15 protein-coding genes and 1 pseudogene are annotated in these 16,862 nt (G+C 55.9%); 8 read left to right on the plus strand and 8 right to left on the minus strand.

The annotated features are described in order from the left end of the window. Positions 1–31 precede the first annotated feature (31 nt). On the minus strand, positions 32–934 hold the full coding sequence (gene folE2 / locus HBN61_RS12290) for a GTP cyclohydrolase FolE2 (protein WP_170046873.1): 903 nt from the start codon (positions 932–934) through the stop codon (positions 32–34). Between the two features lie 141 nt (positions 935–1,075). Here folE2 and zigA point away from each other — a divergent pair, with 141 nt between their 5' ends. From zigA to HBN61_RS12305, 3 genes are read left to right on the plus strand one after another with little or no spacing between them, the layout of a single operon-like run. Then, positions 1,076–2,284 (plus strand): zinc metallochaperone GTPase ZigA, encoded by a 1,209-nt coding sequence (gene zigA / locus HBN61_RS12295; protein ID WP_170046874.1) that lies wholly within the window; start codon positions 1,076–1,078, stop codon positions 2,282–2,284. After that, positions 2,284–2,922 (plus strand): DUF1826 domain-containing protein, encoded by a 639-nt coding sequence (locus HBN61_RS12300; protein ID WP_170046875.1) that lies wholly within the window; start codon positions 2,284–2,286, stop codon positions 2,920–2,922. The genes zigA and HBN61_RS12300 overlap by 1 nt, the downstream gene beginning before the upstream one ends. 40 nt (positions 2,923–2,962) lie before the next feature. Beyond that, entirely contained in the window at positions 2,963–3,928 is a 966-nt protein-coding gene (locus HBN61_RS12305) for a CobW family GTP-binding protein (protein ID WP_170046892.1), read from the plus strand. 219 nt (positions 3,929–4,147) lie between these two features. Here HBN61_RS12305 and HBN61_RS12310 read toward each other — a convergent pair whose 3' ends face one another. Next, positions 4,148–4,555 carry a DUF3301 domain-containing protein gene (locus tag HBN61_RS12310; protein ID WP_170046876.1) on the minus strand — a complete coding sequence of 136 codons (408 nt, stop codon included), beginning with the start codon at positions 4,553–4,555 and terminating at the stop codon, positions 4,148–4,150. Between the two features lie 114 nt (positions 4,556–4,669). Between HBN61_RS12310 and pdxY the strand changes: the two genes are divergently transcribed. Beyond that, on the plus strand, positions 4,670–5,542 hold the full coding sequence (pdxY, locus tag HBN61_RS12315; protein ID WP_170046877.1) for a pyridoxal kinase PdxY: 873 nt from the start codon (positions 4,670–4,672) through the stop codon (positions 5,540–5,542). Between the two features lie 93 nt (positions 5,543–5,635). On the opposite strand, the gene HBN61_RS12320 is transcribed toward pdxY, so the two are convergent. Next, the gene (locus tag HBN61_RS12320) at positions 5,636–6,121 is read right to left on the minus strand and encodes an acyl-CoA thioesterase (protein ID WP_047279223.1); all 486 of its coding nucleotides are present in this window, start codon (positions 6,119–6,121) and stop codon (positions 5,636–5,638) included. A gap of 289 nt (positions 6,122–6,410) precedes the next feature. Between HBN61_RS12320 and HBN61_RS12325 the strand changes: the two genes are divergently transcribed. Continuing rightward, on the plus strand, positions 6,411–8,171 hold the full coding sequence (locus tag HBN61_RS12325) for a cation:proton antiporter (RefSeq protein ID WP_169962488.1): 1,761 nt from the start codon (positions 6,411–6,413) through the stop codon (positions 8,169–8,171). 104 nt (positions 8,172–8,275) lie between these two features. On the opposite strand, the gene HBN61_RS12330 is transcribed toward HBN61_RS12325, so the two are convergent. The 4 genes from HBN61_RS12330 to uvrD form a co-directional block, all read right to left on the minus strand. After that, positions 8,276–8,683 carry an SMI1/KNR4 family protein gene (locus HBN61_RS12330; RefSeq protein WP_034129154.1) on the minus strand — a complete coding sequence of 136 codons (408 nt, stop codon included), beginning with the start codon at positions 8,681–8,683 and terminating at the stop codon, positions 8,276–8,278. 135 nt (positions 8,684–8,818) lie between these two features. After that, positions 8,819–9,667 (minus strand): Tim44 domain-containing protein, encoded by an 849-nt coding sequence (locus HBN61_RS12335; protein ID WP_094994092.1) that lies wholly within the window; start codon positions 9,665–9,667, stop codon positions 8,819–8,821. Positions 9,668–9,845: 178 nt separating this feature from the next. Next, complete coding sequence (locus tag HBN61_RS12340; protein WP_170046878.1) at positions 9,846–10,286, minus strand: EamA family transporter; 441 nt, start codon at positions 10,284–10,286, stop codon at positions 9,846–9,848. Positions 10,287–10,324: 38 nt separating this feature from the next. Continuing rightward, entirely contained in the window at positions 10,325–12,508 is a 2,184-nt protein-coding gene (gene uvrD, locus HBN61_RS12345; protein WP_094994093.1) for a DNA helicase II, read from the minus strand. A 397-nt stretch (positions 12,509–12,905) separates the two neighbouring features. Here uvrD and HBN61_RS12350 point away from each other — a divergent pair. The 3 genes and pseudogenes from HBN61_RS12350 to HBN61_RS12360 all read left to right on the plus strand — a co-directional run. Next, a pseudogene (locus tag HBN61_RS12350) lies at positions 12,906–14,582 on the plus strand (putative bifunctional diguanylate cyclase/phosphodiesterase); the annotation flags it as partial. 156 nt (positions 14,583–14,738) lie between these two features. After that, the gene (locus HBN61_RS12355) at positions 14,739–15,605 is read left to right on the plus strand and encodes a transcriptional regulator HexR (RefSeq protein WP_047279049.1); all 867 of its coding nucleotides are present in this window, start codon (positions 14,739–14,741) and stop codon (positions 15,603–15,605) included. A 135-nt stretch (positions 15,606–15,740) separates the two neighbouring features. Continuing rightward, complete coding sequence (locus tag HBN61_RS12360; RefSeq protein ID WP_094994095.1) at positions 15,741–15,953, plus strand: PA3496 family putative envelope integrity protein; 213 nt, start codon at positions 15,741–15,743, stop codon at positions 15,951–15,953. On the opposite strand, the gene HBN61_RS12365 is transcribed toward HBN61_RS12360, so the two are convergent. Beyond that, positions 15,895–16,857 (minus strand): LysR family transcriptional regulator, encoded by a 963-nt coding sequence (locus HBN61_RS12365; RefSeq protein WP_094994096.1) that lies wholly within the window; start codon positions 16,855–16,857, stop codon positions 15,895–15,897. The two genes, HBN61_RS12360 and HBN61_RS12365, sit on opposite strands and share 59 nt — an antisense overlap. Between the last annotated feature and the right edge of the window lie 5 nt (positions 16,858–16,862).

Consider the following 16,862-nt stretch of genomic DNA (forward strand, 5'->3'; position numbering starts at 1 on the left):
CGCGCGCTGGACCGTCAGCGCGCGCCCCGCACTACACTGTTTGGCAAAGCCAATTCCAACGGCTCTGCGCTACAGCATCATGGCTGTGCAAACTCTCTGCATGCACCACCTTCAGATTGAAACCTTTCACCGTTGATGTGGACTTCAGTGCGACATGCAACCGACGCACCGCATCCTCGCAAAACATTAAATTCTGTCCATTGGCTAACGCGAAGGCTTGTTCATCCTCGCGTTTAACCGCAGTTTGAACTGCAGTGCCGAGCGCCTCCTCTGCCTTATCAATGACATGTTCGATAGGGAAATCGACCACTTCCTCGCTGAGGTTCAATTGCAGGTAGGCTGTACTTCTCTGGCTATGTGGGGTGGCCACGATCCCTTGCGTGCTTCCCAGCCAATCTAAAATCTCTGCGTGCAGAAGTGTTTTGTTAGCAAAGTCATCAATAAATTTATGCTGAATGAGTTGTCGCACCAATGCAGCCGAGCAAGGGCACGTTGATGAGTATTTGACGTCGACGTTTAGTTCCACGTGGAACATTCCGTTTTTCAAAGATGCCTTGATGGTTACGGGATAGCTTTTCCACCCACTGAGCGGGCTGACCAATGCTGGGCGATTAAACAGCATCTGAGTGTGGATATTCAGGTAAGCACAAATCGATAAGTCGTCATGCGTGTCTAAAAAGCGCTGCAAAATTTTCTTCAAAAGTAACGGGTTCAGGGGCTGCGAATCCAAAACTTTGAGCGCTAAAAATAAGCGTGACATGTGGATGCCGCGCACTTCGCCATCCTCAAGGCTGACCCCAGCATCAGCTATTGCAGTTAATCGTTGCCCGTCAATGAGAATGGGCAACGCAATCCCACACATCCCAACCCAGTCCAGCGGAATGTTTTGAGATGCATTTTGTGAAGCAACGTCAGGCAAGGAGTGTGAGGTCATAAGGCTACCCGTGTAGGAAAGGTCGTTGTGATACATAGTAACAATTCACGGTATGTATTGTTATAGTGTAACGACTTGAGCGATTTTGCCGCGCGCTCTCCACGCGGGCGTTTGACCTGCTCACCCTGATGAGGAACTCCCATGCCCAACCGTCTTCCCGTAACAGTGTTGTCAGGTTTTCTCGGTGCAGGAAAAAGCACCCTGTTGAATCATATCTTGCGCAATCGCGACGATCTGCGCGTGGCAGTCATCGTCAATGACATGAGTGAAATCAATATTGATGGGGCCGAGGTTCAGCGCGATGTGACGCTGAACCGTGCTGAAGAAAAATTGGTTGAAATGAGCAATGGATGTATCTGCTGCACCTTGCGGGAAGACCTGTTGGAGGAAGTCAGCAAACTGGCTCAGGAAGGCCGTTTTGATTATTTATTGATCGAGTCTACTGGCATCTCAGAGCCCTTGCCCGTCGCAGAAACGTTCACCTTTCGGGATGACGCGGGTCAAAGCCTGGCTGATATTGCACGGCTGGATACCTTGGTGACGGTCGTGGATGGGCTTAACTTTCTGCGCGACTATCAGGCCGCCGAGCAGTTGGCGTCTCGTGGCGAAACCCTGGGAGAAGAAGACGAGCGATCCATCACGGACTTGCTGATCGAACAGGTCGAATTTGCGAACGTCATTTTGATCAGCAAGATTGATCTCATCAGCCGGGCCGAACGCGAAGAACTAAAGGCCATTCTTCAGCGACTCAACGCAGAAGCAGAAATTCTCCCAATGGTTATGGGAGAAATTGCGCTGAAAAAAATTCTCGACACCCGTCGCTTCGACTTTGACCGTGCCGCCCAGGCACCGGGTTGGTTAAAAGAAATGCGCGGGGAACATGTGCCTGAAACCCAGGAATACGGTATCGCCTCAACGGCCTATCGTGCGTTCAGGCCTTTTCACCCTGAGCGTTTTTTTAACTTTATCGACCGCCCGTGGACCAACGGTAAATTGCTTCGCTCCAAGGGTTTTTTCTGGCTAGCGAGCAAGTACCAGGAGGCCGGTAGCTGGTCTCAGGCAGGCGGTCTGATGCGCTATGGATACGCGGGCCGCTGGTGGCGCTTTGTACCCAAAGATCAATGGCCAGAAGACGCAGAAACCCGAGCCGAAATCCTTAAGAAGTGGCGACCTGAGACAGCAGATTGTCGTCAGGAGTTGGTGTTTATCGGCCAGCACATCGACTTCAACGCACTCACCGCCGAACTTGATGCCTGCTTGCTGACCGATGCTGAAATCGCGATGGGTCCTGATACGTGGCAACGGCTGAGCGATCCCTTTGGCGACTGGTACAGCGAGGTGGCCGCGTAATGAATACTGCCCCACGCCTTATTCGGCATGCACAGGGAACAGCCCCGGATGTGTTGACGCGTATCCATGAGGAGAGCGTGAACATGGCCGTTTGGCAGCGCGTACTGCCGGTTCATATCGCAGATTTCTGTGCGCTGTTGTTATCGTCCGGTGACCCCTTGGCGCACGCCCTGAGCCTTGAATTACCCGATGAAAATACGTCGCCCAATCTGCAAGGGCTTGCGCAGCGATTCAGCGACCTGGAAGGCTATACAGGCTTCATTGCTGATGTTGGCTGGTTAGTCAGTGCCTATGCGTGCCTGCTAGGCGTCAAGCGCGTTGGATTGCGTCTCAGAGCCTTGGATAACGCCATGTGTCCACGCTTTCATGTAGATCATGTGCCCGCACGGCTGGTGACGACGTATTCAGGGCCAGGCAGCGAATGGCTTGAAGAAGGCGTGATGGCTCGTCAGCATTTAGGCAATGATCAGGTTGAGGCCCCCGACAGAACGTCGATTCAGCAGATAAAAGCGGGAGACGTTGCGCTGCTTAAAGGCGAGAAGTGGCCGGGCAATCAGGGCGCCGGTTTGATCCATCGTTCACCGGCGTTGAAATCCGGGGAGCGGCGGCTGATTTTGACCCTCGACTGGCTCGCCTGAGGCATATTGCAGCCTTCGATTCCTACAGAAGCGGGCGATGATGTTGCACAACATTCCTACTCATGTAATCGCCGGGCCGCTCGGTGCAGGTAAAACCAGCCTGATTCAGCACCTGATGGCGCAGAAACCTGCACACGAGCGGTGGGCGATTTTAGTGAATGAATTCGGCCAAATCGGCCTCGATGCGGCGTTGATGAGTCCGGCAGATGATCAGGTTGCTATCGCCGAGGTTGCAGGTGGTTGCGTGTGCTGTGTGAACGGCGCGCCTTTTCAAATTGGCTTGAGCCGCCTTTTGCGTAAGGTAAAACCGCACCGCCTGTTCATCGAACCTTCTGGACTGGGCCATCCCGCACGCATAGTCGAGCAGTTAAGCGTTACTCCCTGGCTGGGTGTTTTAGCGCTACAGCCGTGCGTAATGGTCCTGGATACAGAAGCCCTCGCTCAGGGAAAACCTTTGCCCGATAGCCAGCGTGAAGCCCTGAAAATGGCCGGTTTATTGGTCATGAATAAATCTAATAGTGTCGAAATAACGCAACGTGAGCAGATTGCATCATGCCTGCCAAAGTGCCCTATTTTATGGACGGAGCAGGGCTACATCCCGCTAAATACGCTGCCTGCAGCCACTATGAGTGATATTCATGCTGTGGATAACTCGTTGATTTATAAGGATTTTAATTCGCTTGTCGACATTTTATCCGGCCCTGAGACGCCCATTATTTTGTTCAGCCAGCAGCCGGAAGGGTGGAGTGCAGGATGGAAATGGCACCCCGCGCGTCAATTTGATCTGCAAGCGTTGAGCCGATGGCTTCAAACCCTGAATTGGCAGCGCGCAAAGCTGGTTGTCCATGGGGTGAGCGGCTGGGTTTCATCGAATTCGCTGGAAAACAGGCTCGAACCTTGGAAAAACAGTGAATGGCGTAAAGATTCACGCGTTGAGCTGATCTTCGATGCCCCGCAGGACATGAATGCCCTCAAAGAAGGTCTCCTGAGTTGCCTTTCAAACTGAGTTCAGCAGGCAATTAGGCCAATTTGTACTGGTAAAGTTGTCCTACAATTTGTGCGGGGAGCAACGGTTTAACGTCAAAATATCCACTAGAAGGTGTCTATTTCGGGGCTTTCATGGGTTTTAATGTGTTTTTTGGAAAAGTTATCCACAGGCCGCGGGGGCGTCTGGGTGAGTACTGCACGTTTCAGGAGACCATCAGCTAGCTTCTGAAACGCGGCACTATTGGCGGGGTTTGGTGTGTTGCTGGCGCCATTGGCTCAGTTCGATGACTTGAGCGCTGGGGACATCGCGCTGTTCAGGCTCTGGGTCGGCCTTGAACGGGTAGGGGGCCAGTTCAATCTTGGCGCTGTGGGCACCAAATTGAGTAATGGTGCCAGCATGACGCTGATCACCGGTGACGGTAAATTCAAAGTTATACACACGGGCCAATCGCCGGTTGCCTTTAGCGTCAGCGATGAAGCCAATTTTCTTCAGGGCGACGTTTTCATCGAGTAACTCGATATCGAGCTTGTTGCAGTGCTGTTTGACGCGCTCCAGCGCTCGCTCGCGCATGCCGTGGTTATGCCACAGCCAGGCAGCGCCTGTTGCCAACAACATCAGCACAAACATATTTCCAAGGGTCAGCATCACATGTGCTCCAACAGAGTGGGCCCAGCTTAACTGCGTCTACAACCTGTCGTACAGGTTGCTTTTCGTCGCATACTGCGTGGCTTGAACCCCACACGCAGTCTGGAAACCGGCATGAAACGTACGCCTCACCTACTCGCCATCCAATCCCACGTAGTTTTCGGCCATGCCGGCAACAGCGCGGCCGTTTTTCCCATGCAGCGCGTGGGCGTAAATGTATGGCCTTTGAACACGGTGCAGTTCTCAAACCACACTCAGTATGGCCAATGGACTGGTGAAGTGTTGGCTCCGGAGCAAATTCCGGCACTGGTTGACGGCATTGCCGCCATCGGTGAATTAGGCAACTGCGACGCCGTGTTATCCGGCTACCTGGGCAGCGCTGCACAAGGGCGAGCAATTCTCAGTGGGGTAGCGCGGATCAAGGCCGTTAACCCCAATGCGCTGTACTTGTGTGATCCGGTCATGGGCCACCCGGAGAAAGGCTGCATCGTGCCGCACGAAGTCAGTGATTTTCTGTTGAATGAAGCGGCCGCCGTGGCCGACTTCCTGTGCCCTAACCAGTTGGAGCTGGACAGCTTCTGTGGTCGCCACCCGCAGTCGCTGTTCGATTGCCTGGCGATGGCGCGCAGCTTGTTGGCACGCGGCCCCAAGGCAGTTCTGGTTAAGCACCTGTCATACCCGGGCAAGCCTGAAGAAAGTTTTGAGATGCTGCTGGTAACGAATGAAGGTAATTGGCACCTGCGCCGGCCGTTACTGGCGTTTCCCCGTCAGCCCGTCGGTGTAGGCGATCTGACGTCCGGTTTGTTCCTGGCGCGGGTATTGCTGGGAGACAGCTTGGTTGCCGCGTTCGAATTTGCAGCCTCGGCCGTGCATGAAGTGCTGCTGGAAACCCAGGCCTGCACCAGCTACGAACTGCAGCTGGTACGTGCCCAGGATCGTATTGCTCACCCGCGCGTGCGGTTTGAGGCGATGCCGATCCACCTGTAAACCCGGGTGCTGGCGATCTAACCCACTCGATCATTCAAGATGACGAATAGCCTCAATCGCCGGCACGCCTGCTCCTACAGGAGCAGGTAAGGTTTACAGCGTTTCGTCTTTCAATTCCTGATAGCGTTTTTCCAGTTCCTGACGGATCTGGCGACGCTGTTTGCCCTGAATAAAGCGGCGTTTGTCTTCGCTGTTAACGGGCTGTAAAGGCGGTACAGCAGCCGGTTTACGATCGTCGTCCACAGCCACCATGGTGAAAAAACAGCTGTTGGTGTGACGGACTGAGCGTTCACGGATGTTTTCAGTGACGACCTTGATGCCCACTTCCATCGAGGTGGTGCCGGTGTAGTTGACCGAGGCCAGGAAGGTCACCAGCTCACCGACATGCACCGGCTCGCGAAAAATAACCTGGTCGACCGACAGGGTCACAACATAGCGCCCTGCATATCGGCTGGCGCATGCGTAGGCGACTTCGTCGAGGTACTTGAGCAGGGTTCCGCCGTGAACATTGCCAGAAAAATTGGCCATGTCCGGGGTCATCAAGACCGTCATCGACAGTTGGGCGTTTCCGGGTTCCATAGCAGCAGGCTCGCGGTAATGTTGCAGCAGTGAAAAAGGTATCTCTGTGGATACTTTTCGCGTTTTTGAAAGCTTCAACAACGGGACGCTGCCGCAGGGGCTGCCGTCACGCTCTGGCGCACATGTTTCCATATATTGCGCCGCCTTTCTGCGGTAAATCGCGGTGTTAACCTGCAAACACCCCTTTAGCGGGTATTTCCTACACTTCAAACGTCCGCCGCGCACAGAGTGATTCTCTGTGTCTGTCGTTCTGTTGCCGGACAGCACACACACAAGGAGGCGACACGCCATGCATGCCATCAGTTTTATTCAGGATTTGGCAGTCATCATGTTGGTCGCAGGTGTGGTGACCATTCTGTTTCACCGTTTCAAACAGCCCGTGGTGCTGGGTTACATCGTGGCGGGTTTCATCATAGGCCCACATACGCCGCCGTTTGGCCTGATTCACGACGAACAAACCATCAAAACCCTGGCGGAGTTGGGGGTGATATTCCTGATGTTCTGCCTGGGGCTTGAGTTCAGTCTGCGCAAACTGTTCAAAGTGGGTGCCACGGCGTTCATCGCGGCGTTCATGGAAATCACCCTGATGATCTGGATCGGCTACGAGATCGGTCGCTGGTTCGACTGGAACACCATGGACTCGTTGTTCCTGGGCGCCATTTTGGCTATTTCGTCGACTACCATCATCGTCAAGGCGCTAAACGACCTGAAGATGAAAAACGAACGTTTCGCACAGCTGATTTTTGGTGTGCTGATCGTCGAGGATATTTTGGGTATCGGGATTATTGCCCTGCTTTCCAGCATTGCCGTCAGCGGCAGTGTGAGCCCGGAGGAGGTGTTTTCGACCGTCGGCAAACTCTCGTTGTTCATGATCGTGGCCTTGGTCATTGGTATCTTGCTGGTGCCCCGTGTGCTGGCTTATGTGGCCCGGTTTGAAAGCAATGAGATGCTACTGATTACCGTGCTGGGGCTGTGCTTCGGATTCTGTCTGCTGGTGGTCAAGCTTGAGTACAGCATGGTGCTGGGCGCTTTTTTGATTGGCGCAATCATGGCCGAATCCCGGCAATTGCTGAAAATCGAAGGGCTGATCGAGCCGGTGCGTGATTTGTTCAGTGCGATTTTTTTCGTCGCTATCGGTTTGATGCTCGATCCCGCTATCTTGTGGGAATACGCTCTGCCGATTGTCGTCATTACCTGTGCGGTAGTTCTTGGCAAGATGTTGTCTTGTGGATTGGGTGCCTTTATCGCCGGTAATGATGGACGCACCTCGCTGAGAGTCGGGATGGGGCTCTCTCAGATCGGAGAGTTTTCTTTCATCATCGCAGCACTGGGCATGACCTTGCAGGTCACTAGCAGCTTCCTGTACCCCGTAGCGGTCGCTGTGTCGGTACTGACCACCTTGATGACCCCGTACTTGATTCGCGCCGCTGATCCGCTTTCGCTCAAGCTGGCGCAGGTAATGCCCAACCGGGTGTCTCGCGTGTTTGGGCTCTATGGCGAATGGCTGAGCAGTATTCAGCCGCAGGGCGAAGGGGCACTGTTGGCGGCGATGATTCGCAAAATATTGCTGCAAGTCGGCGTCAATCTGGCCCTGGTGATGGCCATTTTTTTCTCGGGCGGTTACTTCGCTCCTCGGATTGCGGCGTATTTGCAGGGGTGGGTGATGAAGTCGAGCTGGCAAAACGGCTTGATCTGGGGCGCAGCGTTACTGCTGTCGCTGCCGTTTCTGATCGCGGCTTACCGCAAGCTCAAGGCGCTGTCGATGCTCTTGGCAGAGATGGGGGTTAAACCCGAGATGGCGGGGCGGCATACACAGCGCGTACGTCGTGTGATCGCTGAAGTGATCCCGATTCTGTCGCTGCTGGTGATCTTCTTGCTGCTGTCGGCACTGTCCGCCAGCATCTTGCCGACCAATGAGCTGCTGATTGTGATTGGGGTGGTTGCTGCCGGTGTCGCGGCAGTGTTGTGGCGCTGGTTCGTGCGTATTCACACGCGCATGCAAGTGGCCTTGCTGGAAACACTCGACAACCACAAGGATCTGGGCCACTAGCAGGCCTGTTTTTTCTTCTGCAGGAGCAAGCTTGCCGCGTGATGGTGATTGGTGTTCAGACCATCTCGCGCAGGCTCACTCCTGCAAAGCCGCTGGTGGCTATATCAGCTTTCCAGCCAGACATCCCGTGCCCAGTGCCAGACGGATTCCCACGTCTCCTCGGTAACCAGCTCTTCTTCGCCAGACCACAGCACGACTGTGCCGTCTTCTTCGACGCAGTAGTAGTCGTCACCGTCCTGACAGATAGGGATCAGGCTGCGGTCAACGCCCGCATCCCATGCATTGGCCGCAACGTCTGGCAGGTAGGTATGCGATTGCGGGTCGGTCACAGTGACCGGCTCCAGGCTGCCATACACCACGTCGCTGACCGTCAGCAAAAACTCTCGGAAAACAAATGGAATATCGATGAACAGCTGTTCTTCGATTTCCACCAGCAAATCTTCGTCAGGCAGCTCCAGGGGAACCGGGACGGGTTCATTTGCCTCACGCAATTGTTCAATGATCTCTTCCACGACCTCAATCCTCATACTCTATGGCGCGGTTTTATATGACGCGCTTTATACAGTAGCTCGTTATAAGTGCAATCGTGAAATGCAAAGCCCCGGACAAGTCCGGGGCTTTGGTTACAACCTGTGAACCGAAATCGATCAGCCGTTCTGACGGATACCGGCTACAAGCCAAGGCTGGTTTTCACCTTGAACGCGTTCCATGTTCCAGCTTTCGCTGAAGGCTTCGCCCTGATCAAAACGTGACGTTTTGGAGATGCCGCTGAAGGTCAGGGTTGCGATGGTTTTGTCGGCGCGATCGTCCAGGCCGTCCAGTTGAACGGTCAGGTTGTCGATGTAAGTCGAATTGAAGCCATCCCCCAGATCAGCGCGCTCACGCTTGAGGAACTCAAGCATTTGCGGGGTCACGAACTCAGCGATCTTGTCCATTTCGTTCGCGTCCCAATGCTGCTGCAAGGACTGGAAATGGTTGCGCGCGGCTTCCAGAAAGCTCTGCTCATTGAACCAGGCTGGTGCGTTGATGACCGGGCGAGCCGTCGCAGAAGAACCGCCACCAAAGATCGACGCCGTGGCTGGCTTGGCGTCGAACGCTTCACGCTGCATCGGAGCGTGGCCGGCCGGGGCCAGGTCAGCCTGTTGCTTGCGGCGACGCGCGGCGATGAAGCGGAAGATCACAAACGCAATGACCGCCATAATCAGGATGTCGAAGATCTGCATGCCCTGGAAGCCGCCGCCCATGAACATGGAAGCGAGCAGGCCGCCGGCAGCGATACCGGCCAGAGGGCCAAGCCAGCGTGAAGCACCACCGGCTTTGGCAGCTGCGCCAGCAGCGGCAGGGGCTGCGGCTGGAGAGGCAGGAGCGGCTTGGCGAGTCTGGTGGCTAGGCGCCGAACCAAAACTTTTGCCGCCGCCGAAGCGCTTGGCATTTGCGTCGAGACTCATCGTCAAACCGATGCACAACGCCATGGCGATGCTAAGAAAACGTTTCATAAAGGGAATTCCCATTTGTGGATGACACGCGCGCCATGGTGCACAGGTGAGGTGTGACTGGCTAGCGGTGAAGTGTTTCGGGTTTTTGCCTAATTTAGAGTAAGACGTTTCTTTGTATTTTGTAGTTCACGTTGAAAAGACAGATTGTCGACTCAGTGGCACGCACGGTGCCGCGTCTCTAACGCTTCAGCGCCAGCATCACCACGCCCGCTGTGATCAAGCCGATTCCGCCCCATTGCCGCAGGTCGAGTTTTTCACCTAGCAGCAGTACACCGATGATGGCCACCAGTACCACGCTGAGCTTGTCCACCGGGGCGACGAGTGACGCGGGCCCCAGCTTCAAGGCGCGGAAGTAGCAAAGCCAGGATGCCCCGGTCGCCAGCCCCGACAACGCTAAAAACAGGTAGCTGCGTGGGGCGATCGAACTCAGCGGTTGATACTGGCCCGTGGCGTAAAGAATCAGCGCCAGGCTGACCAGCACCACGCCGGTACGCAGCAAGGTGGCGAAATCGGAGTTGACGTTCTCGATGCCGACCTTGGCAAAGATCGCTGTCAGCGCCGCGAACATGGCTGACAACAGGGCCCAGAATGTCCAGGAAGAAAAAAAGCCTGAGCCCATGTTGCCTACCTTATCGTCCGATGGCTGTCGGGTTGCTGTCAGACCGCCTCAAGTTTGGCGTAGCCCATCATCAGCCACTTGCTGCCTTCGGAGAAGTTGACCTGCACCCGGGCCTGCGCACCGGAGCCCTCGAAATTGAGGATCACCCCTTCACCGAACACCGCATGCTTGACCATCTGACCCAATTTGAATTCGGTTTCCGGAATCTGCGAACCACCAAATAGGGTGCTGGCGCTCTGCTGTTGACCTCCGCCGAAAGGGCGGCTGACGCTGTTGGACAAACGCACTTCCTGAATCAGGCCTTTTGGCACTTCACGTACGAATCGAGAAACCTTGTTGTAGGTCTCACTACCGTAAAGGCGTCGTGTCTCAGCATAGGTCATCACTAGGTTCTGCATGGCCCGAGTGATGCCCACGTACGCCAGGCGCCGCTCCTCTTCAAGACGGCCGGGCTCTTCAAGACTCATCTTGTGCGGGAACAGGCCCTCTTCCATGCCCACCAGGAACACATAAGGGAATTCCAACCCTTTGGCGCTGTGCAGGGTCATCAGCTGGATGCCGTCTTCGTGCTCTTGCGCCTGAGTGTCGCCAGCTTCCAGCGACGCGTGGCCGAGGAATGCGGCCAATGGCGTCAATTCTTCGTCGTCTTCAGTGTTCTCGAAGTTGCGCGCAGCGCTGACCAGTTCCTCAAGGTTTTCTACCCGTGCCTGGCCTTTCTCACCTTTTTCAGCCTGATGGTAGGCAATCAGCCCGCTCTGCTCGATAACGGTCTGGGTCATCAGATGCAAGGGCATCTCCATGACTTTTGCCGCGAGGTTCTCGATCAGTTCGATAAAGCCGGCAATGGCGCCCGACGCTCGGCCAGGCAGCGCCTTATTGGCGATCAGCTGGCGCATGGCTTCCCACATCGACACATCATTGTGGCGTGCGTGTTCACGAATGGCTTCGACCGTTTTTTCGCCAATGCCGCGAGCCGGGACGTTAATTACACGCTCCAGTGCTGCATCATTCCCACGGCCTTCAAGCAAACGCAGGTAGGCCATGGCGTTCTTGATCTCGGCGCGTTCGAAGAAGCGCTGGCCGCCATAAATCCGATAAGGAATACGCTCGCGCAACAACGCCTCTTCCAAAACCCGTGACTGGGCGTTGGAGCGGTACAAGATGGCAATGTCATTATGGGCAAGACCGGTTTTCAGCGCGCTTTCGATGGTCTCGACCACGTAGCGGGCTTCATCGTGCTCGTTGAATGCCGCGTACAAATTGATCGCTTCGCCATCGCCGCCGTCTGTCCACAGCTCTTTGCCCATGCGCCCTGTGTTATTGGCGATCAGGGCATTGGCGGCCTTGAGGATGCCCGCGGTGGAGCGATAGTTTTGCTCCAGACGAATGGTTTCGGCGTCCGGAAAGTCAGAGGAGTACTGGTAGATATTCTCAATCTTGGCGCCACGCCAGCCGTAGATCGACTGATCGTCATCACCGACCACCATCAAGCTGTCGCCGCCCTTGGCCAGCAAACGCAGCCAGGCATATTGAACGGCGTTGGTGTCCTGGAACTCGTCCACCAGAATGTGCCGGAAACGCTTTTGGTAGTGCGCCAGCAGCCCCGGGTTATCGCGCCACAGGTCGAGGGCTCGCAGCAATAGCTCGGAGAAGTCGATCACGCCTGCGCGCTGGCACGCGGCCTCATAGGCTTCGTAGATGCTGCGCATGGTGGCCAGGAATAAATCGCCGCTGGCCTGAATATGTTGCGGCCGCAGGCCTTCATCTTTTTGACCGTTGATAAACCACTGCGCCTGACGCACGGGCCAACGCTGTTCGTCCAGCCCCAGCTCACGAATCACACGCTTGACCAAGCGTTGCTGATCGTCGCTGTCGAGGATCTGGAAGGTCTGGCTCAACCCGGCTTCTTGCCAGTGAGCACGCAGCAGGCGATGCGCCAGCCCGTGGAACGTACCGACCCACATGCCAGCCGGGTTGATCCCCATGAGCTGTTCGATGCGATGACGCATCTCGGCAGCGGCCTTGTTGGTGAACGTCACCGACAAGACGGAGTGTGGTGAGGCGTTCTCGACCTGGATCAACCAGGCGATACGGTGCACCAGCACACGGGTTTTGCCGGAACCTGCGCCGGCCAGAACCAACTGACGCCCGACACTGGCCGTGACGGCCTGACGTTGGGCATCGTTGAGGGAATTCAATAAGAGAGAGAGATCTTCGCGCATCGGGGCATTCTAGGGTGCTGGCTCAAACCGGGCAAACGCCAATCCTGTTCCGGCGGGCCGTCTGTCGCTGCTCAGCGCCAGTCTTTTAAAAGAGCGGGATCTGATCCGTAAAGCGCAACGGCTCATTTCGTCTTTTTAATGACGTGTCTCAGTTTGGTCATGAGCATTGCTTGTGTATGCTCGGGCGACTTTTTTGGCTCATCCACTGATAAGAATATTGCCAATGATTCAGGGTCTTAGCGCGTCGGGTGTGTTGATCGGCACCGGACTCGGTTTTTTTCTGACGTTGCTGGGCGTTGTCGGCTGGCAAGTCAATCAGCACCGTCGTGGGAATGCTCAACCTTTGCAGGCACTGCCAGATGTGCAGTCCCCGGCTGCAGAGCGTTTACGCGAGCCCGAGCAGCGGCGTCTGGCGGCCACCGTATTTGAAGCGGCCAGCGAAGGCATTGTCATCCTCGATCCGGACTACAGGATGTTGGCGGTCAATCAGGCCTTCAGCCGCTTTAGCGGGTATGCGGTCGAAGACCTGGTGGGGCAATGCGTGAGTGAGCTGGCGTGCAGCCGCGATGCACTGCGTCACTTCCCGGTCATTCGGCCGGTGCTGGAGCAGCAGGACCGCTGGCAGGGTGAGTTGGTTGAAACGCGCAAAAACGGCGAGTTGTACCCGCAGTGGCTTCAATTGAAAGTGGTGCGTGACGACGACGGGCACGTCAGTCATATCGTGGCGTTTGTCAGTGACCTGTCAGCGCGACGCCGCTCCGAAGCCCGCGTGCGCCACCTCACGCACTTTGATGAGCTGACCGGGCTGGCCAATCGCTTATTGTTCAAGGAGCGGCTTGAAGAAGCCAATCAACGGGCTCGCCAAGGTGCGCGTAACCTTGCGCTGTTGTACATCAACCTGGATCGATTCAAGCTGCTCAACGACAGCCTTGGGCCAGAGCTGGCGGATCAGGTACTGCACAAAGTCGCCAGACGCCTGACCAAAGCGCTGCCTGAAGCCGACACCATCGCGCGGCTGTCCGGGGATGAATTCGCAGTGTTGTTTGATTCTTATGCCAGCCTCACCAGTCTGGCGCGGGTCGCAACACGGCTGCTGGCCAAGCTGGGCCGGCCGCTTATGATTGATGGCCATGAACTGGTAATCAGCGCGTCCATGGGGATCAGCCTGCTACCCGACAGTGCGCGGGACATCGCGACGCTGGTCAGTCAGTCCAATCAGGCCATGCTCCAGGCCAAGCATTTGGGCGGTGGCAGTTTTCAATTCTTCAGCCACAGCTTGCAGCACAGCACCCTGGAGCGCTTGCAGCTGGAAAACCAGTTGCGCAAAGCGATTGCCGAACAGCAACTGACGGTCTTCTATCAACCCAAAATGTGCCTGGCGACGGGCCGTCTGCACGGGGCCGAAGCGCTGGTGCGCTGGGACCACCCACAGTTAGGCAGCGTGCCGCCGGGCGACTTCATCGGGCTGGCCGAAGAGACGGGGCTGATCGGTCCCATTGGCGAGTTTGTATTGCGCCAGGCGTGTCGGCAGGCCTGCCAATGGCAGCGCGAAGGGCTGGCGCCGATACGGGTGTCGGTCAATCTGTCGGTGCACCAATTACGACAGGGCAAGCTGGTCAGCCTCGTGCGCCAGGTGCTCGATGAATCAGGGCTGGCGCCGCAGTACCTGGAGCTTGAATTGACGGAAAGCCAGTTACTCGACAGCGTCGAATCCATTATTTCGACCTTTGAACAGTTGCATCAATTGGGCGTCAAACTGGCGATTGACGACTTCGGCACCGGGTATTCCTCCCTCAGCTACCTCAAACGGTTTGCTGTGGATTACGTCAAGATTGACCAGACCTTCATTCGAGGCGTGGGGCGCTGCGCTGAAGACGAAGCCATCACCAAGGCGATCATTGCGATGGCCCATAGCCTTGAGTTAAAGGTCGTGGCAGAAGGCGTGGAAGAAGCCTCGCAACTGGCATTTCTCAAGGCGCAACAGTGCGACGAAGTGCAGGGATATTTGATCAGTCGTCCAATTAACGCCGCCGCTTTGGGCGATTTATTGCGCAGCGATGTAGTCTTTTTGTAGTGCTCAAACGGGCTACATAGAGCGCGGGCGGCCTGAATAGGGGAGAAGCCAGCGGTTTTAGTCATGGATTGGTTGGGCAGAAAACGAATTCTTGTAGTATAACTACAAGATTGCTACATCCTTGGCATCCCACCCTTTCAGACCGAGTCCTGCCCTTTGAACTTGCTGCAACATATCGCCCAGTCTCGCCACTTGTTACGTAAATCGGAACTCAAGGTCGCCGATCACGTGCTGCTTGATCCTGCGGCTGTAATGCACAGTTCCATGGCAGACCTTGCCCACAGCGTTGGTATCAGTGAGCCCACCATCGTGCGCTTTTGCCGGGCGATCGGTTGCTCTGGGTTTCAGGACCTGAAACTCAAGCTGGCGCAAAGCCTTGCGGCGGGTGCCAGCTTTGGCCAATTCGCGATCCACGAGGACGACTCGGTCGCTGACTACAGCCTTAAAATTTTCGACACCACACTCCATACGCTGATGGACGTGCGCGAAAAACTCGACCCGGTCGCTTTACAGCGTGCTGTGACAGCGATGTCTCAGGCCCAGCGCGTCGAGTTTTATGGCTTTGGCGCGTCGGGTGCGGTAGCGGCGGATGCCCAACACAAGTTTTTCCGTTTATTACTGACGGCTGCGGCCTATTCCGACCCGCACATGCAGGCGATGTCGGCTGTCACTTTGAAGCCTACCGACGTGGCGATATGCATTTCCCAGTCCGGGCGCTCGAAGGATTTGTTGATTACCGCCAATTTGGTGCGTGAAAGCGGCGCGACACTGATTACCTTGTGCCCGAGCCAAACGCCGCTGGCGGAACTGGCGACCGTCAATCTGGCGATTGATGTGCACGAAGACACCGAAATTTATACCCCGCTGACCTCGCGCATTGCGCACCTGGTGGTGATTGATGTGCTGGCCATGGGCGTGGCCATGGCGCGTGGACCGAGCCTGGTCAACCACCTTAAAAGCGTCAAACGCAGTTTGCGCAGCCTGCGCCTTTCGCCTAAATCGCTGAAAAACATCGAAGATTAAAGCCCCACCTGCTCTCCTTCCTGAAGAGAGAGCAGGTGCACGCAGCGTTTTCACGCACCTGTCATCTCAACGTCCCCAATTCGTCACAAACCAAGTCCATCGTAAAGCTCCCGTACACGCCTTGGGAGACTCGAAATGGCCCAGCCTTACGAAGAACGCAACAGCGCCGTCAAAACCCGCCGCCAACAGGAAGACCGGCGCCGCATGGCCTTCCGACGCGCGATTGAAGACCATACGGACCAGCGCCAATTGCGCCTGGAAACAGCCGATTACCCGGACCTGAGCGCCATCAACTATTGGCAAGCGTCGTCGGCAAATGGCCGTCGAAGCGCTCAACCAGCGCGCTGATTTGCAGACGCTCGCTGCGTATAAACCCCAGAAATGCATGCGCTACCGGTGACAGGCGCTTGGCTTTGGCCTGCACCACGCACCAACTGCGGTACAGCGGCAATTCCTCGACGGGCAGCTCGCGCAGCAAACCTGTCGCCAACTCCAGGCTGACGGCGTGGCGCGTCAATAGCGCCACGCCCAACCCTGCGACGGCGCACTCACGCTGGGCATCGGTCGAGGCCACCTCCAGCGTTTGATTGAAGTGCACGCGTTTCTCCTTGAAGTACTCTTCACACGCCATGCGCGTGCCCGAACCTTGCTCGCGCATTAACAGCGTGAAGGGTTCCAGGTCTTGCAAATGCAAGGTTTCGCGCTGGCTCAACGGATGGTCGGGCGGGGCAACGGCCACAATCGGGTTATTCAAAAACGGCAAAAATTCCAGCCCCAGGTCCAGCGGCACCATCGACATGATCACCAGATCATCGCGGTTGTCTGAAAGCCTGCGCACGGCTTGTGCACGGTTCACAACCGTGAGCTGCAAATTAACTTCCGGATGCTGGCGTTTGAACGCCGCGAACAGGTGTGGCACGAAATACTTTGCGCTGGATTCCACCGCCAATTTCAGTTGCCCTTGCAGTGAACCGAGCAGGTCGGACAACTGCATATCGAGGTTTTCCAAGCGTCCAAAAATATCGCGACTGGCACGCTGAAGCGCTTCAGCGGCTTCGGTCATGTACAGTTTTTTGCCCACATAATCGAACAACGGCTGTCCGATCAGCTCTTCAAGCTGACGAATTTGTAGACTTACGGCGGGTTGCGTCAGTGACATTTCTTCTGCCGCACGGCTGTACGAGCGCAGGTCACAGACTTCATTGAACACTTGAAGTTGGCGAAAAGTGATACGCATCAATGACTTACGCATTTTTA

Source organism: Pseudomonas sp. WS 5071, assembly GCF_012985765.1.
Taxonomy (GTDB): domain Bacteria; phylum Pseudomonadota; class Gammaproteobacteria; order Pseudomonadales; family Pseudomonadaceae; genus Aquipseudomonas; species Aquipseudomonas lundensis_A.

Excerpts from the sequence above, each read along its gene's own strand:
- HBN61_RS12310 (WP_170046876.1), bottom strand. The coding sequence starts at position 4,555 with ATGCTGACCCTTGGAAATATGTTTGTGCTGATGTTGTTGGCAACAGGC.
- HBN61_RS12300 (WP_170046875.1), top strand. The coding sequence starts at position 2,284 with ATGAATACTGCCCCACGCCTTATTCGGCATGCACAGGGAACAGCCCCG.
- HBN61_RS12365 (WP_094994096.1), bottom strand. The coding sequence starts at position 16,857 with ATGCGTAAGTCATTGATGCGTATCACTTTTCGCCAACTTCAAGTGTTC.
- HBN61_RS12335 (WP_094994092.1), bottom strand. The coding sequence starts at position 9,667 with ATGAAACGTTTTCTTAGCATCGCCATGGCGTTGTGCATCGGTTTGACG.
- pdxY (WP_170046877.1), top strand. The coding sequence starts at position 4,670 with ATGAAACGTACGCCTCACCTACTCGCCATCCAATCCCACGTAGTTTTC.
- HBN61_RS12360 (WP_094994095.1), top strand. The coding sequence starts at position 15,741 with ATGGCCCAGCCTTACGAAGAACGCAACAGCGCCGTCAAAACCCGCCGC.
- zigA (WP_170046874.1), top strand. The coding sequence starts at position 1,076 with ATGCCCAACCGTCTTCCCGTAACAGTGTTGTCAGGTTTTCTCGGTGCA.
- HBN61_RS12320 (WP_047279223.1), bottom strand. The coding sequence starts at position 6,121 with ATGGAACCCGGAAACGCCCAACTGTCGATGACGGTCTTGATGACCCCG.
- HBN61_RS12340 (WP_170046878.1), bottom strand. The coding sequence starts at position 10,286 with ATGGGCTCAGGCTTTTTTTCTTCCTGGACATTCTGGGCCCTGTTGTCA.
- uvrD (WP_094994093.1), bottom strand. The coding sequence starts at position 12,508 with ATGCGCGAAGATCTCTCTCTCTTATTGAATTCCCTCAACGATGCCCAA.
- HBN61_RS12305 (WP_170046892.1), top strand. The coding sequence starts at position 2,963 with ATGTTGCACAACATTCCTACTCATGTAATCGCCGGGCCGCTCGGTGCA.
- folE2 (WP_170046873.1), bottom strand. The coding sequence starts at position 934 with ATGACCTCACACTCCTTGCCTGACGTTGCTTCACAAAATGCATCTCAA.
- HBN61_RS12325 (WP_169962488.1), top strand. The coding sequence starts at position 6,411 with ATGCATGCCATCAGTTTTATTCAGGATTTGGCAGTCATCATGTTGGTC.